Raw genomic sequence first — 14,310 nt, 5'->3', positions numbered from 1 at the left:
TGCGATAGTAGTCGCGCCGCCACCGGCCGGCCTGTGACCAACCGGTGGCAATCAACCTTTGGCTGCGTACCCTGATCAGGGGCGGACCGCCCCCTCCAGCAATTCGAACACCTCGCTTCCCCGGCCCGCCAGGATGCCCTTGGCGGAATAGAGGGCGGTGCCCACCACTTGGGCCATTTCCACCTTGGGCGGCATCACCAGCTCATAGCGGTCGACCTTCACATCCAGCAGGGCGGGGCCGGGGGTGGACAGCCAGTCGCGCACGGCGTTGTCCAGGTCCTGCGGCCGTTCCACGCGGCGCCCCCAAAGGCCGATGGCCTCCGCCACCCGGGCGAAATCGGGGTTCTTCAGGTCGGTATAGGTATCCAGCAGGCCTTCCACCTTCTGTTCCAGCTCCACGAAGCCCAGCGAGCCGTTGTTGTAGACCACCACCTTGATGGGCAGGTTTTCCTGCACCGTGGTCAGCAGGTCGCCCATCAGCATGGCCAGGCCGCCGTCGCCGGAGAGGGAGATGACCTGCCGGCCGGGGAAGGCGGCTTGGGCGCCCAGGGCCTGGGGCATGGCGTTGGCCATGGTGCCGTGGCTGAGGCTGACGACGGTGCGATTCTGGCCCGTGGCCGGCACGTGGCGCAGGCACCACACCATGGGCGACCCGCCATCGGCGGTGTAGACGGCGTCAATGGCGGCGTGGCGGGCTACCGTCTCCGTCAGGTATTGCGGGTGGATGGTGTCGCCTTCGCCGGCCACGGCGCGCTTCTCCAGCTTGGCCTCGGCTTCGGCGGCATGGTCCAGCGCCGCGTTCAGGAAGGTGCGGTCCTCACGCGGGGTCAGGCGCGGCAGCAGCGCCTCCAGCGTCGGCGCCACATCGCCCACCACGCCCAGGTCCACGGGGTGGCGGCGGCCCAGGTGGGCGCCGTCGATGTCCACCTGGATGATGGTGGCCTTCTCCGGATAATACTGCCGCCAGGCGAAGTCGCAGCCCAGCAGCAGCAGGGTGTCGCAATCCATCAGCGCCTGGTAGCCGCCGGCCGTGCCGAATATGCCGGTCATGCCCACGTCATAGGGGTTGGCCGGCTCCAGGAAGTCCTTGGCGCGGGAGGTGCGCGCCACCGGTGCCTGTAACCGTTCCGCCAGCGCAACGACCTGGTCGTGGGCATCCTCGCAGCCGGCGCCGCCATAGATGGCGATTTTGCCGCCGGCGTTCAGAAGCTCGGCCATGCGGTCCAGCTCGTCATCGCTGGGCCGCACCACCGGCCGCGTGCGGTGGGCGGCGAAGGCGGGCTCCTCCGGTGCGTCGGCGCTGGAGACGTCCACCGGCACGATCAGCACGGCCACCCCGCGCTTGGTCAGCGCCGCCTGCGCCGCCATGGCCGTCATGCGCCGCGCCTGGGTGGGGGTGCGGACCTCCTCGCAAAAGACGCTGGCGGCCTTGTACACCGCCTTGAAGTCCACCTCCTGCGGGAAGTCGAAACCCAGCTCATCCCGCGTGATCTGGCTGGCGATCAGCACTACGGGCGCGCGGTTGCGGTGGCTTTCATACAGGCCGTTGATGAAGTGCAGGCCGCCCGGCCCGCACGATCCGGCGCACAGCGTCAGCTCGCCCGTCAGCAGGGCGTCGGCCCCGGCCGCCATGGCGCCCGCCTCCTCATGCCGAACATGGATCCAGCGCATCTCGCTGCGGCGGATGGCGTCGGTGACATGGTTCAGGGTGTCACCCGGCACGCCATAGCAACGCCGGGCGCCGGCATCGAACAGGGTTTCCACGATGATGTCGGCGACGCTGCGGCTCATGTTTCTTCCTCCTCTGGGATGGGGGCATAACGCCGAAGGGGGGCGGGAAGGTTCCGGGTGCGGCGAAGCCGCGCACGCTGGTTGGCCGGACTGGTTGGGGTGTCAACATAAGGGGGAGGTGTTGCGCGCGGCGCAGATGACAGGGGCGGACGGGTGGCGTAAGGTCCCCGCCGGCCACGGGAGCCGCCCGTGACCAGGGTCCGCCGGAACGCACCGGCCGGGCCGGATTATCGGGAGAGCCCCAATGCCAGACGTCGGCGGTGAAAGCCGGGAGTTCACGCTGTTCCCAGTGGCCAAGGACGCCACCAGCTACCGCAAGCTGACCAGCGACTACGTGTCGACCACGACCTTCGACGGGGAAGAGGTCTTGAAGGTCGAGCCCGAGGGCTTGCGCCTGCTGGCCGAGCAGGCCTTCATCGACATCAACCACCTGCTGCGCCCCGGCCACTTGGCCCAGCTGCGCGCCATCCTGGACGATGCCGAGGCCTCGCCCAACGACCGCTTCGTGGCGCTGGACCTGCTGAAGAACGCCTCCATCGCCGCCTCGGGCATCCTGCCCATGTGCCAGGACACCGGCACCGCCATCATCATGGGCAAGAAGGGCCGCCGCGTCTGGACCAAGGGCGGTGACGAGACCGCCCTGGGCAGTGGCGTGCTGGACGCCTACGCCAAGCGCAACCTGCGCTACAGCCAGGTGGCGCCCCTGTCCATGTATGAGGAAAAGAACACCCGCACCAACCTGCCGGCGCAGGTGGACATCTACGCCGAGGGTGACGACGCCTATAAGTTCCTGTTCATGGCCAAGGGCGGCGGTTCGGCCAACAAGACCTTCCTGTTCCAGGCCACGCCCTCGGTGCTGGCGCCCGACCGGCTGCTGCCCTTCCTGGAAGAGAAGATCAAGTCGCTGGGCACTTCGGCCTGCCCGCCCTACCACCTGGCCATCGTCATCGGCGGCACCAGCGCCGAGATGAACCTGAAGACGGTGAAGCTGGCCTCGGCCCGCTATTACGACGGCCTGCCCACCCAAGGCTCGGAAAGCGGCCACGCCTTCCGCGACCTGGAGATGGAGGCCGCCGTCCACAAGCTGAGCCAGACCATGGGCATCGGCGCGCAGTTCGGCGGCAAGTACTTCTGCCATGACGTGCGGGTCATCCGCCTGCCGCGCCACGGCGCTTCGCTGCCCATCGGCATCGGCGTGTCGTGCTCGGCCGACCGCCAGGCCCTGGCCAAGATCACCCGCGACGGCATCTTCTTGGAGGAACTGGAGCACGATCCCGCCCGTTTCCTGCCGGAGATCGACGACAGCCAGCTGGCGGGCGAGGTGGTCAAGATCGACCTCAACCAGCCCATGTCGGAAATCCGCGAGACCCTGTCGCGCTACCCCATCCGCACCCGCGTCTCGCTGACCGGCCCGCTGATCGTGGCCCGCGACAGCGCGCACGCCCGCCTGCGTGCCGGGCTGGAGGCGGGGCAGCCGCTACCGGATTACTTCAAGAACCATCCCATCTACTACGCCGGCCCGGCCAAGACGCCGACGGGCTACGCCTCCGGCTCCTTCGGCCCCACCACGGCCGGCCGCATGGACAGCTTCGTCGATCAGTTCCAGGCGGCGGGCGGTTCCTTCGTCATGCTGGCCAAGGGCAACCGCAGCCCGGCGGTGCGTGAGGCGTGTAAGAAGCATGGCGGCTTCTATCTGGGCAGCATTGGCGGCGCCGCCGCGCGCCTGGCCCAGGACTGCATCAAGAAGGTGGAATGCATCGCCTTCGAGGATCTGGGCATGGAAGCCATCTGGCGCATTGAGGTGGAGGACTTCCCCGCCTTCGTCGTCATCGATGACAAGGGCAACGACTTCTTCCAGGAATTCACCTGACCCGGAAGGCATTGCGGCCCACGGCCCATACGCGACTTGAAGAGAAGGCCGGTCCCGTCGGGATCGGCCTTTTTCTTCAGACCGTGCAAACCCGCGCGGCCGAACCGGCATGGCCGCCCGGGAGTTATGGGTGAAGCCACCGCATCGACCCCGGATTGAAGTTCCCGGCGTTCCCGCCATTATGCGTACGCCCATCGGGCGGCCTTAGCCTTTTCTTAACCACGCGCCTTCTAAGCTGGGGAAACTGGATCGGGACAGCATGGAGGCAGTTGCCATGCCGGGGTTGTTGAGCCGCATCATCGCCTGGTTTTCGGAAGAGCCGGCGCCCGGCGCCGGGCGTGGCATGATGGTTCCCAATTCCGATGCCGCCCTTGATCTGGACGCCGGTGGCTTGGGCCCGGACGAGGTTGTCTTCCGCCGGCGTATCAAGGCCGTGCTGGGGCCGCGCAAGGCCGCCGCCGCCGGCTGTGTCCAGTTTGTCGGCCTGGAAAGCCTGAAGGAAAAGCTGGGGCCGCGCTGGAACGGGGTACAGGCCCGGGTGCACGGCATGATCGAGAAGCTGTTGCGTCAGAACCTGGCGGCGGATGACGTCTTTTACGGCTACGGCACCGAGACCTACGTGGTGGTCTTCGCCCGGCTGAATCCTGTCCACGCCGGCCTTGTGTGCGCCAAGGTCATGCAGGAGCTGCAGCGCCTGCTGTTGGGCGAGCCGGACCTTGCCAGCATCGTCGTGCGCACGGCCGCACGCGAGGCCACGGGCGATCTGGTGCTGAAGCCCGAGCGGCTGGCTGACCTGCTGACCAGGATGGTGGCGCAGGTCCAACACGCGGCGCCGCCGGCGCCGGCCGGTGACATGGTCGAAACACCGGAACGGTCGCCGTCCCCGGCGCCGCAGCCATCTTCGCGAGGCCTCCTTTCGCAGTCCCCGCTGGCGCAGTCTTCGCCGTCGCAATCTCCGCTGGTGCAGGCCCCCCTGGCGCAGGCCCAGGCGGCGGCCGCGCTGGCCGAGGTTGGGCGGGGACAGACCGTTGCCGCCGCCGTTGCCGCGACCAAGGGCGGCGGCGATGACCCCTGGGCCCATTTGCGCCCGGTGCTGGGCCCGCTGGAGGTGGTGTACCGCCCCGTGTGGGACGTGCGGGGCCAGGCGCTCAGCCTCTACATTGCCAGTCCCCGCCGCCAGCGGGTGGGTGGGCGGCATCATGTTTATGGCTATGACACGCTGACGCCGCCGGCCGGCGGTGTCGCCTCCGCCGGCACCGCCAACGGATTGCAGGAAATCCTGGATCTGGATCGCGAGACCCTGCGGCAGGCGGTGGACGCCTATCTGGAGCTGTACGATAACCGCTTCCGCTATTATCTGGCCCTGCCGGTGCATTTCGAAACGCTGGCGGGATCCAGCCGCCGCCGCGCCTATCTGGAGCTGGCCAGCCACATCCCGGCCCATCTGCGACCCTTCATCACCTATCAGTTGATGGGGGTGCCGGACGGCGTGCCGGTGGGCCGGCTGACGGAACTGGTCAGCGCCCTGCGGCCCCTGGGTCGGGGCGTGACGGTTTGCGCGGACTTGTCACCCCAGGCTCAGGCCACCTTCGCCGCCGCGGGCGTGAAAGGGCTGAACGTTTCCCTCGGCGGTTCCGTCCCGCGTGGCCGGCTGGTCCAGGACCTTTATCTCGCCGGGGCGGAGGCCCGCCGTCGCGGGCTGCACATCCTGGTCGATGGCATCGACACGCCGGAGATGGAACAGATGGCGGAAGAAGCGGGCTGCACCTTCATGACGGGCGACCTGATCGGCCCGTGGGTGGATTTTCCGGGCCATGCCACCCGACTGTCGCGTTCCGACGTGCTCGACCAGGCCCTGTCGCTGGATCGCTGAACGCTTCATTGCCGGCCCTGACCGGTATACGGGCGCGGACAATGCCGCGCCGGCGGGGCATCACACCCCAACCTCCACCCGCAGGGCCAGCAGCTCCTCCAGATTGGCCAGAACCAGGTCGACCAGCGCGGGGTCGAAGTGCCGGCCGGACTGGGCGCGCAGATGGTCCGCCACCTGGTTCACCGTCCACGGCTCCTTATAGGGGCGGCGGGACAGCAGGGCGTCGAACACGTCAGCCACCGCGACGATGCGGCCGGACATCGGGATGGTCTCGCCCGCCAAGCCCTGGGGATAGCCGCTGCCATCCCACTTTTCATGATGGGTGACCGCGATTTCGGCCGCCAGATCCAGGACGGGAATCTTGCTGCCTCTCAGGATGCTGGCGCCGGCGTCGGCGTGGGTCTTCATCACCTGCCATTCCGGATCGCTCAGCTTTCCGGGCTTCAGCAGGATGGCGTCGGGAATGGAGACCTTGCCGATGTCGTGCAGGGGGGCGGCGCTGGCCAGCAGCTCGGCGTCCGGCTCAAGCCAGCCGGCCAGGCGGGCGATGCGGCCGGAGAGGGCGCCGATGCGGTTGACGTGGCGGCCGGTCTCGTCATCGCGGAACTCGCCCACGGCGCACAGGCGCCGCACCACTTCCAGGTGGGTGTGCTCCAGGTCGCGCGTGCGCTGTGCCACGGCCGCCTCAAGGCAGCTGGCCTGGGCTTCCTTGTCCCGCAGCAGCATCTGCAGTTCCAGCAGGTTCTGCACGCGGGCCAGCATCTCCCACAAGGCGAAGGGCTTGGAAATGAAGTCCCGGGCGCCGGCTTCCAGCGCCGTGCGGCGGGTCTGCTCATCGCCTTGCGCTGTCACCACCAAAATGGGCGGGCGCTGGCCCGGACTCAGCGCATGGGCGGCGCGGATGAAGGCGGGGCCGTCCATGCCCGGCATGCGGAAGTCCAGCAGGATCAGGTCCGGCGTCATGGAGCCGTAGAGCGCCAGGCCCTCGCGCGGGTCGCAGGTGCCGGTGATGTCGGTATAGCCGGCCGCGGCCAGCACGCCTTCCATCAGTTCGACGTTGGCGGCCAGGTCATCGACCACCAGGATACGGGCGTTCTTGACCTGGTCGGTGGCGTCAAACGGCATCGACCGGCTCCATCGCGTCGGCCAGGGCCTCCATGAACTCCTGCACGTTCAAGGGCTTGGTCAGGTACCGGCGGAATCCGGCGCGCAGGCCCTTCTCGATTTCGCGGGGCAGGGCGTTGGCGCTCAGTGCCAGGACGGGAATGTCGCGGGTTTCCTCCCGGTCCCGCAGCCGGGCCAGCACGTCGAAGCCGCTCATGCCCGGCAGGTTGATGTCCAGCACGATGACGTCGGGCTGATGGCCCATAGCCAGATCCAGGCCCGTCACCGGGTCGGCGGCGATCAGAAGCTTGGTGTCCGGCACGGTCTCCATCAGGTCGCGCATCAGCTGGATGTTGGACGGGTTGTCCTCGACATACAGCATGGTGCGGGGCCGGGTCTGGGCCAGCGGGTTGTTTTCGGCGCCCGGCGTGCGCGGTTCGGGGGCCATGTTCAGCGCCACCGGCAGGCTGACGGTGAAGGTGCTGCCCTCACCCAGCACGCTGGCCACCTCGATCGTGCCGTCCATGGCCGACAGCAGCCGGCGGGTGATGGTCAGGCCGATGCCCGTGCCCGGAATGTCGCTGTATTCCTGGCCCAGGCGGTTGAAGGGCTGGAACAGGTCGCCCAGCTTGTCGGGCGCGATGCCTTCGCCCGTATCCTGCACCGACAGCGACAGGCGGCCCGGCGCCGGCGCGGCACCCAGGGTGACGCGCACGGTGCCGCCGGGGCGGTTGTACTTCACGGCGTTGGACAGCAGGTTGCTGACCACCTGAATCAGGCGGGTGCGGTCGGCCAGGACGGGCGGCGCCACCTCGGGCAGGACGGCGGCGATGGTCACCCGCGCCTTTTCCGCCACCGGCTGCAAGGCGTTCAGCACATCCTCCACCACCAGGCGTGGATCCACTGGTTCCAGCGACAGCGTCAGTTGCCCCGCCTCGATGCGGGCCAGGTCCAGCACTTCATCGATCAGGCGCAGCAGGTGGTTGCCGTTCTTGACGATCTGCTGAACGCCCCGCTCCTGCTTGGGCGTCATCGGCTCGCGCGCCTTGTTGTATTCCATCAGTTGGGCGAAGCCGAGGACGGCGTTCAGCGGCGTGCGCAGCTCATGGCTCATGCTGGCCAGGAACTCGGACTTGGCCTGGTTGGCGGCCTCGGCCCGGCTGCGGGCGGCGGCCAGGTCGCGGGTGCGCTCCGCCACCGCTTCCTCCAGCCCCTCGCGCACGCGCAGCAATTCTTCCTCCGCCCGGCGCCGCTCCTCCACCTCCGCCTCCAGGGCACGGTTGGCGGCCTTCAGGCGCTGGGCTTCCCGCTCGGCGGCGGCGTTCAGGCGGCGGTCGGCGAACGCGGTCACCAGCGCCAGCATCAGCAGGCCATAGGTGGCGCCGGCGACGATGATGGCCAGCGGCCCGCGATCCACGTCCGTCGGAGCGGGGGCCAGAGGGTCCAGGGTCAGCACCGTGGCCGTCATGCCGGTATAGTGCATGCCGCAGATGGCGACGCCCATGATCAGGGCGGCCAGCGCGCGGTGCCAGCCATGCTTCAGGCTGACGGACAGCATCAGGGCCACCGTGGCGGCGGCCATGGCGATCAAGACGGACAGGGCGAACAGGTCGGGGCGGTAGGCGATCCGGCCCGGCACCTCCATCGCGGCCATGCCGGTGTAATGCATGACGGCGATGCCCAGGCCCACCACCGTGCCGGCCAGGGTGAAGCGGGTGACGGTGTTGCCGCCTTGGCGCACCGCCTCCAGGCCCAGGGCGACGAAAACGATGGCGGTCAGCAGCGACACCAGGGTCAGTGTGGGCTCCCACGCCACGGGCAGGGCCACCTGGAAGGCCAGCATGCCGATGAAATGCATGGCCCAGATGCCGCCGCCCAGCGCACAGGCGGCGCCCAGCTGCCAGGCCAGGCGGGAACGGCCGGTCGAACCCGTCATGCGTTCCGCCATGTTCAAGGCGACGAAGGAGGCAAAGACGGCGGTCAGGTATGACAGCAGCACCAGCCACGGGTTGTGGCTGAAGGCGACGCCTTGATCATCCGTGCTGAAGCATAAACCCGGGAAAACCACCCGCATAGACATGCCCCCAAGTGTTCCGCCCCAAGTGTTCCGCCCCAAGTGTTCCGCCCCACGTGTTCCGCGCGGCGACGCGGACGGCAGGCGCCGGAACCCACCCCCCCCGGCGCGTCATGTTTCTTGACGGAACCACCTGGCCGAGACCGATGGTTCTGCTGGAAAACATTGGGGATTATAGCATCGTGCCGATGGGGCAGCATGCTTTGAATGCGTTATTGCCTGGGAACAGTATATAAAGCGTTACCGCCGCCGGCGATCATCGGGACATGGTCGGATACGGCCCGCAGGCCACCCGGTGGCCTGCGTCGCCATGGCCGTGTTGGCGCCCCAATCCGTCGTTCATATCACCCAGCCTTGGGGGTTCAGGATGGGCTTGGCGTCGATGGCACGGGTCAGGGCCACCACCACCCGCACCACGGCCCAGATGCTGCCGATGAACAAGGTGATGAATTCCATGCCCACCACCCGCAGCGCCAGGGCGCAGAAAGTGAACAGCGCGCAAATCCAGAAGGTGCGGATGGCGAAGGTCATGTGGCCTTCGTAAATGGTGCCCGCGAAGTCCGGCCGCTTGATGTAGGCCATGACCAAGCCCAGCGGAAACGCCCCGACCAAATAGAGCAGATGCACAACGATGGACCACAGCCGGGCTTTGTCGCCCTGACTGGGCGCGGTGGGGGTGGGCGCGGTAGCGGGGGTCCCGGCAAAGCTCATCACGCGTCCTTTGGAATTGGGTGAATACAAGATTAGGACTTCGGAGCAGAAATTCGGAAATATGGCTTCAGAATAAGCATTTGATGGCGTGGCTAAATGGGGTCGCCATTCCAGTATCGATGCGCGCGACGCCTTCTTGGAAAAGTCATATAGGGCCGGTGTGCCAGCGCGCCACCAGATTTAAGAACTTTGATTGGAAATTAGGGGTTAGGTTGCGATGTTAATTCATTAATAGGCAATTTTGTTTGATCTCAATGCGCTGGATACTGTAAATCGCAGATTAATGTAGTGTTCCCGCCCTGTAAGGAGGAGCGTAGACGATGATTGGCACCGCCCTGTGCGCCTATGGCCTATCCGGCCGGGTGTTCCATGCCCCCCTCATCCTGGTGGAGCCAGCCCTGTCGCTAAATGCCATCCTGCGGCGCTCCGGCGCCGATGGGACGGAGCCGGCCGGGGCCCGCGTGGTCACGGACTTCCAGGCCATCCTGGACGACCCGGCCGTTGAGCTGGTGGTGGTCAACACTCCCAACGCCCTGCATTTCCCCATGGCCCAGGCGGCGCTGGCGGCGGGCAAGCACGTGGTGCTGGAAAAACCCATGACCATCACCCTGGAAGAGGGGCGCCAACTGATGGCCCAGGCCCAGGCGGCGGGCCGTCTGCTGGCCGTGTTCCACAACAAGCGCCTGGACGCCGAATACCTGACCCTGGGCCGGCATCTGGCCGCCAGCGACCTGGGCCGCCTGGTGGAGGTGGAATGGCACTACGACCGGTACCGCGCCCATGTGACGCACAAGGCCTGGAAGGAAGATGAGCAGCCGGGCGCCGGCACCTGGTTCGACCTGGGCGTCCATCTTGTGGACGGCATGCTGCGACAGTTTGGTCGCCCCCTGTCGGTGGCGGCGGAGATGCGCTCTCTGCGCCGGGCGGAGGGGGCGACCGATTATTTCGACGTCCGTTTCCGCTATGCCGACCACCGGGTCATCCTGCGATCCAGCACCTATGTGCGCGAGCCGGGGCCGGTGCTGGTGGCCCATGGCGACAAGGGTTCCCTGGTCATTCCGAAGGGCGACGTCCAAGAGGCGCAAATGGCCGCTGGCGTGAAGCCCGGCGATGCGGGCTGGGCCGTGGTGACCACCCCCGCCCTGCTGCATACCGAACGCGCCGGCGCGGTGGTGCGGGAGGAGGTGGCGCTGGAGGCCGGCCGTTACCAGGACTTCTACCGCAACGTGGCGGACGCCCTGGCCGGCCGGGCGCCCCTGGCTTTTGGGCCGGGGCCGGCGTTCGAGGCCCTGGCCCTGGTCCATCGCGCCATCGAGGCCGCGCGCCAGCCTGGCCTGTCCTGTGACATCGCGTACGAATAGGCCCGCAACGGGTTGATGAAATGGAAAAGGCCGGCATCGCGCTTGGGCGATGCCGGCCTTTCCTTCAAGGCGCCGGGAGGGGGCCGGTGCCTTGAAATCCCCCTTAGGCGACGTTCAGGCGAACGTCCAGGTTGCCGCGGGTGGCGTGGGAGTAGGGGCATACGATGTGGGCCTGCTGCACCAGGCTGTTGGCGGTTTCGGCGTCGATGCCCGGCAGCGTGATGGTCAAGGCCACGTCCAGACCGAAGCCGGTGCCGTCCTCACGCGGGCCGATTCCCACCTGGGCGCTGACGGTGGCGTTCTCCGGCACCTTCACCTTGGCCTTGCCGGCCACGAACTTCAGAGCACCCAGGAAGCAGGCGGAATAACCGGCGGCGAACAGCTGCTCGGGATTGGTGCCGTTGCCGCCAGCACCGCCCAATTCCTTGGGCGTGGTCAGCTTGACATCCAGGATGCCGTCGACGGACTTGGCCTGGCCCTCACGGCCACCAGTGGCGGTAGCGGAAGTGGTGTAGAGGATGGGCATGATCATCTCCGTGGTTTCAACTGGTTGGGTCAACTTTTGGGGCCGGTCCCGCCGGGCTTCGGCTAGGTCATCGGCTCCGGTGAGATAAGAATTGCGCGATAACAAATTGTGCACAATTCGTCAGTTGACATGATGGCTATGCGCAAATCGATTGTGCGCAATTCGTCATGGGGTGTTAGCCTGCCGCAGATCGGGCGTCCATTTCCTGGGCGCCGCTGGACAAGTGAGGGCGTCATCATGGCCCAAGATCACCAGGACACCACGCATCAAGGTATGGGGGCGGCCGGGGCCGGCAAGGGCTCATCCGACCAGGCTGCCTTGCTGAGCAACCAGCTGTGCTTCAGCATCTATTCCGCCGCCCACCTGTTCAACCGCACCTATAAGCCGCTGCTGGACCGGCTGGGGCTGACCTATCCGCAGTACCTGGTGATGCTGGTGCTATGGTCCGGGGACGGGCTGACGGTGAAGGCCATCGGCGAACAGATGGATTTGGATTCCGGCACCTTGACGCCCTTGCTGAAGCGGCTGGAGGCGGCGGGCCTTGTCCGCCGTCAGCGCGACCCGCAGAACGAGCGCCTGGTTCGCGTCACCCTGACCGAGGCCGGTCGCGCATTGCGGGATCACCTGGGCACGGTGCAGGAGGCCATCCTGTGCGCCACCGGGCTCAACCTGGACGGCTTGAAGGCGCTGAAGGCCCAGGTGGATAAACTGCGCGCCGGCCTGGCGGCCAATCTGGGCCCGGCGGACCAGGACGGTTGAAGCCTAGCGGCCCATCGCCTGCGCCATGTGGTCAAGGAACGCGCGGATGCGGGGCGTGCGCTGGGCGTCGCGATGCACGCCGGCCCAGATTTCGCGCGGCGGGACCGGGGTCGGCGTATCCACGGCCACCAGTCCACGCGCCTGGGCCATGACATGGGGCAGGGCGGCCAGCCCCGCACCGGCGGCGCAGGCCACGGCCTGCAGATCGCGGCTGTTGGTCCGGAGGGCGTGCCGCGCATCGTGCGCCAAGGCCAGCAGCCAGGGCAGATCCCCCAGGCCGCCGAAGCTTTCGTTCATCAGGATCAGGCTATGGCCGGCGGCCCCGCTGGTGAAATCCGGCCTGCCGTGCCGTGCGAGATACGCTGGCGCCGCATAAAGGCCGAAGCCCACCGTGGTCACCCGGCGCTGTGCGATCTCGTTCTGGTCGAAGCGGTGGAAGCGGAAGGCGACGTCCGCCTCCCGCCGGGTCAGGCTGTACAGCCGGGCGTCGGTCACCAACTCCACCGTGATGCCGGGGTGGGCGTTGTGGAAACGCGCCAGATGGGGGCCCAGCAGCCATTGCCCCACCCATTCCGGGGACGTGGCGCGGACAGCGCCCTCCAGCCCCACGTCCAGGCCGGTGGCGGCCCGTTCCGCCGCCAGCGCCTCAGTCTCCATGCGCTCCGCCCCGGCCACCAGGCCTGTGCCCGCTTGGGTCGGGACATAGCCGCCCGGTGTGCGCTGGAACAGGCGGGTGCCCAGCCGGGTCTCCAGCGCCTCCAGCCGCCGTCCCACCGTGGGCTGGCTGACGCCCAATTGGCGAGCGGCGCCCGACAGGGTGCCGTGCCGGGCGATGGCCAGGAAATAACGCAGATCGTCCCAATCCACCGGCTTTTTCCTATCGATAACTATTCATAATTGAATAGCGTGTCTTTGAACCTGTCAATTGATGATCAGAACGGAATAGGGAACCTTGGGGGAGTGCACGCCGCCGCTGACGGCGGCATCGTCCCCAACCCCTTGGCCAACAAGGTCACTCATCATGAAAGCCGTCGGTTACTATCAGAACCAAACCATCGACCAAGCCGACAGTCTGGTGGATCTGGAGCTTCCCATCCCCGTGGCCACCGGCCGGGACCTGCTGGTGCGGGTGGAGGCCGTCTCGGTCAATCCCGTGGATACCAAGGTCCGACGCAACGCCGCCCCGGTGGAGGGCGCCGCGCGCATCCTGGGTTGGGACGCCGTAGGCACGGTGGTCGCAATCGGTCCGGAGGCGACGCTGTTCAAGGCCGGCGACGCCGTGTTCTACGCCGGCGCGTTGGAACGTCCCGGCACCAACGCCGAATTCCACCTGGTCGATGAACGCCTGGTGGGTCCCAAGCCCGCCAGCCTGACGGCGGCGGAGGCCACGGCCCTGCCGCTGACCAGCATCACGGCCTGGGAAATGCTGTTCGACCGCATGGGCGTGGCCCGGCTGCCGGCCGGCGCCGGGAATGACGGCACGGCCGGCGTGCTGCTGATCGTGGGCGGGGCCGGCGGCGTCGGCTCCATCGCCACCCAGCTGGCGCGTCAGCTGACCGGTCTGACCGTCATCGCCACGGCCTCACGTCCCGAAACGCGGGACTGGAGCCTGGCCATGGGCGCCCATCACGTCATCGACCACCGCCAGCCGCTGGAACCCCAGGTGCGGGCCATCGCGCCCGGCGGCGCCACCCATGTCATGAGCCTGACGGCGACGGAGCAGCACTTCCCCGCCATCGCCGCCCTGATGGCGCCGCAGGGCAAGCTGGCCCTGATCGACGATCCGGCCCAGCCGTTGGACATCACCCTGCTCAAGCGCAAGAGCATCTCCCTGCACTGGGAGTTCATGTACACCCGCTCCATGTTCCAGACGCCGGACATGATCGCCCAGCATGAGCTGCTGCGCGAGGTCTCGCGCCTGGTGGATGCGGGCGTGCTGCGCACGACGATGACCCAGGATTTGGGGGGCATCAGCGCCGCCAACCTGCGCCGGGCCCATGCCGTGGTCGAAAGCGGCACAGCCCGGGGCAAGCTGGTGCTATCCGGCTTCTGAGCGGCCTAGGGCTGGCCTGGGGCGTGCCTCGGGCCAGTCGGCCTCCCATAACCAACTCCTGTTTTAGAAGGAGGCCGGCGATGCACCGGGTCCCCCCACGGCGGAGCATTGCCCGCCGCATCCTCGACGGATTCATTCTGGCCGGCCGGCGCTGGTTCACCCGCCGCCCGGTGGAGTTGTGGCCGCCC

The 14,310-nt window shown here is 67.6% G+C and carries 11 protein-coding genes; 5 read left to right on the top strand and 6 right to left on the bottom strand.

Features of this window, described 5'->3' with window-relative positions; translation table 11 throughout:
* Nucleotides 1-75 precede the first annotated feature (75 nt).
* Nucleotides 76-1,791 carry a thiamine pyrophosphate-dependent enzyme gene (locus FBZ88_RS09110; RefSeq protein ID WP_145616522.1) on the bottom strand — a complete coding sequence of 572 codons (1,716 nt, stop codon included), beginning with the start codon at nucleotides 1,789-1,791 and terminating at the stop codon, nucleotides 76-78.
* Nucleotides 1,792-2,035: 244 nt separating this feature from the next.
* Between FBZ88_RS09110 and FBZ88_RS09105 the strand changes: the two genes are divergently transcribed.
* Both FBZ88_RS09105 and FBZ88_RS09100 read left to right on the top strand, forming a co-directional pair.
* On the top strand, nucleotides 2,036-3,661 hold the full coding sequence (locus tag FBZ88_RS09105) for a fumarate hydratase (protein ID WP_145616521.1): 1,626 nt from the start codon (nucleotides 2,036-2,038) through the stop codon (nucleotides 3,659-3,661).
* A 274-nt stretch (nucleotides 3,662-3,935) separates the two neighbouring features.
* A complete protein-coding gene (locus tag FBZ88_RS09100) occupies nucleotides 3,936-5,534 on the top strand; it encodes an EAL domain-containing protein (RefSeq protein WP_145616520.1) in 1,599 nt (532 codons plus the stop codon).
* Between the two features lie 60 nt (nucleotides 5,535-5,594).
* On the opposite strand, the gene FBZ88_RS09095 is transcribed toward FBZ88_RS09100, so the two are convergent.
* The 3 genes from FBZ88_RS09095 to FBZ88_RS09085 all read right to left on the bottom strand — a co-directional run bounded on the left by FBZ88_RS09095 (nucleotide 5,595) and on the right by FBZ88_RS09085 (nucleotide 9,423).
* Nucleotides 5,595-6,659 carry an HD domain-containing phosphohydrolase gene (locus FBZ88_RS09095; RefSeq protein WP_145616519.1) on the bottom strand — a complete coding sequence of 355 codons (1,065 nt, stop codon included), beginning with the start codon at nucleotides 6,657-6,659 and terminating at the stop codon, nucleotides 5,595-5,597.
* Nucleotides 6,649-8,712: a hybrid sensor histidine kinase/response regulator gene (locus FBZ88_RS09090; protein ID WP_186464293.1), complete on the bottom strand. Its 2,064-nt coding sequence runs from the start codon at nucleotides 8,710-8,712 to the stop codon at nucleotides 6,649-6,651. The genes FBZ88_RS09095 and FBZ88_RS09090 overlap by 11 nt, the downstream gene beginning before the upstream one ends.
* Before the next feature lie 339 nt (nucleotides 8,713-9,051).
* On the bottom strand, nucleotides 9,052-9,423 hold the full coding sequence (locus tag FBZ88_RS09085) for a DUF4870 family protein (RefSeq protein WP_145616517.1): 372 nt from the start codon (nucleotides 9,421-9,423) through the stop codon (nucleotides 9,052-9,054).
* Between the two features lie 320 nt (nucleotides 9,424-9,743).
* On the opposite strand from FBZ88_RS09085, the gene FBZ88_RS09080 reads away from it, so the two are divergent.
* Nucleotides 9,744-10,784, top strand: a complete 1,041-nt coding sequence (locus tag FBZ88_RS09080; protein WP_145616516.1) for a Gfo/Idh/MocA family oxidoreductase — start codon at nucleotides 9,744-9,746, stop codon at nucleotides 10,782-10,784.
* 103 nt (nucleotides 10,785-10,887) lie between these two features.
* On the opposite strand, the gene FBZ88_RS09075 is transcribed toward FBZ88_RS09080, so the two are convergent.
* Nucleotides 10,888-11,310: an organic hydroperoxide resistance protein gene (locus tag FBZ88_RS09075; protein ID WP_088875190.1), complete on the bottom strand. Its 423-nt coding sequence runs from the start codon at nucleotides 11,308-11,310 to the stop codon at nucleotides 10,888-10,890.
* A gap of 237 nt (nucleotides 11,311-11,547) precedes the next feature.
* On the opposite strand from FBZ88_RS09075, the gene FBZ88_RS09070 reads away from it, so the two are divergent.
* Entirely contained in the window at nucleotides 11,548-12,069 is a 522-nt protein-coding gene (locus FBZ88_RS09070) for a MarR family winged helix-turn-helix transcriptional regulator (protein WP_145616515.1), read from the top strand.
* Between the two features lie 3 nt (nucleotides 12,070-12,072).
* Here FBZ88_RS09070 and FBZ88_RS09065 read toward each other — a convergent pair whose 3' ends face one another.
* Nucleotides 12,073-12,936 carry a LysR family transcriptional regulator gene (locus FBZ88_RS09065; RefSeq protein ID WP_145616514.1) on the bottom strand — a complete coding sequence of 288 codons (864 nt, stop codon included), beginning with the start codon at nucleotides 12,934-12,936 and terminating at the stop codon, nucleotides 12,073-12,075.
* Nucleotides 12,937-13,090: 154 nt separating this feature from the next.
* Between FBZ88_RS09065 and FBZ88_RS09060 the strand changes: the two genes are divergently transcribed.
* A complete protein-coding gene (locus FBZ88_RS09060) occupies nucleotides 13,091-14,122 on the top strand; it encodes a zinc-binding alcohol dehydrogenase family protein (protein ID WP_145616513.1) in 1,032 nt (343 codons plus the stop codon).
* The last annotated feature ends 188 nt before the right edge of the window (nucleotides 14,123-14,310 follow it).

This window comes from Nitrospirillum bahiense (assembly GCF_007828025.1).
Lineage (GTDB): Bacteria > Pseudomonadota > Alphaproteobacteria > Azospirillales > Azospirillaceae > Nitrospirillum > Nitrospirillum amazonense.
This window is presented reverse-complemented; position numbering and strand designations above follow the sequence as displayed.

What these genes read in the sequence shown, in the direction of transcription:
- FBZ88_RS09110 (WP_145616522.1), bottom strand. Translation starts at nt 1,791, where the DNA reads ATGAGCCGCAGCGTCGCCGACATCATCGTGGAAACCCTGTTCGATGCC.
- FBZ88_RS09105 (WP_145616521.1), top strand. Translation starts at nt 2,036, where the DNA reads ATGCCAGACGTCGGCGGTGAAAGCCGGGAGTTCACGCTGTTCCCAGTG.
- FBZ88_RS09100 (WP_145616520.1), top strand. Translation starts at nt 3,936, where the DNA reads ATGCCGGGGTTGTTGAGCCGCATCATCGCCTGGTTTTCGGAAGAGCCG.
- FBZ88_RS09095 (WP_145616519.1), bottom strand. Translation starts at nt 6,659, where the DNA reads ATGCCGTTTGACGCCACCGACCAGGTCAAGAACGCCCGTATCCTGGTG.
- FBZ88_RS09090 (WP_186464293.1), bottom strand. Translation starts at nt 8,712, where the DNA reads ATGCGGGTGGTTTTCCCGGGTTTATGCTTCAGCACGGATGATCAAGGC.
- FBZ88_RS09085 (WP_145616517.1), bottom strand. Translation starts at nt 9,423, where the DNA reads ATGAGCTTTGCCGGGACCCCCGCTACCGCGCCCACCCCCACCGCGCCC.
- FBZ88_RS09080 (WP_145616516.1), top strand. Translation starts at nt 9,744, where the DNA reads ATGATTGGCACCGCCCTGTGCGCCTATGGCCTATCCGGCCGGGTGTTC.
- FBZ88_RS09075 (WP_088875190.1), bottom strand. Translation starts at nt 11,310, where the DNA reads ATGCCCATCCTCTACACCACTTCCGCTACCGCCACTGGTGGCCGTGAG.
- FBZ88_RS09070 (WP_145616515.1), top strand. Translation starts at nt 11,548, where the DNA reads ATGGCCCAAGATCACCAGGACACCACGCATCAAGGTATGGGGGCGGCC.
- FBZ88_RS09060 (WP_145616513.1), top strand. Translation starts at nt 13,091, where the DNA reads ATGAAAGCCGTCGGTTACTATCAGAACCAAACCATCGACCAAGCCGAC.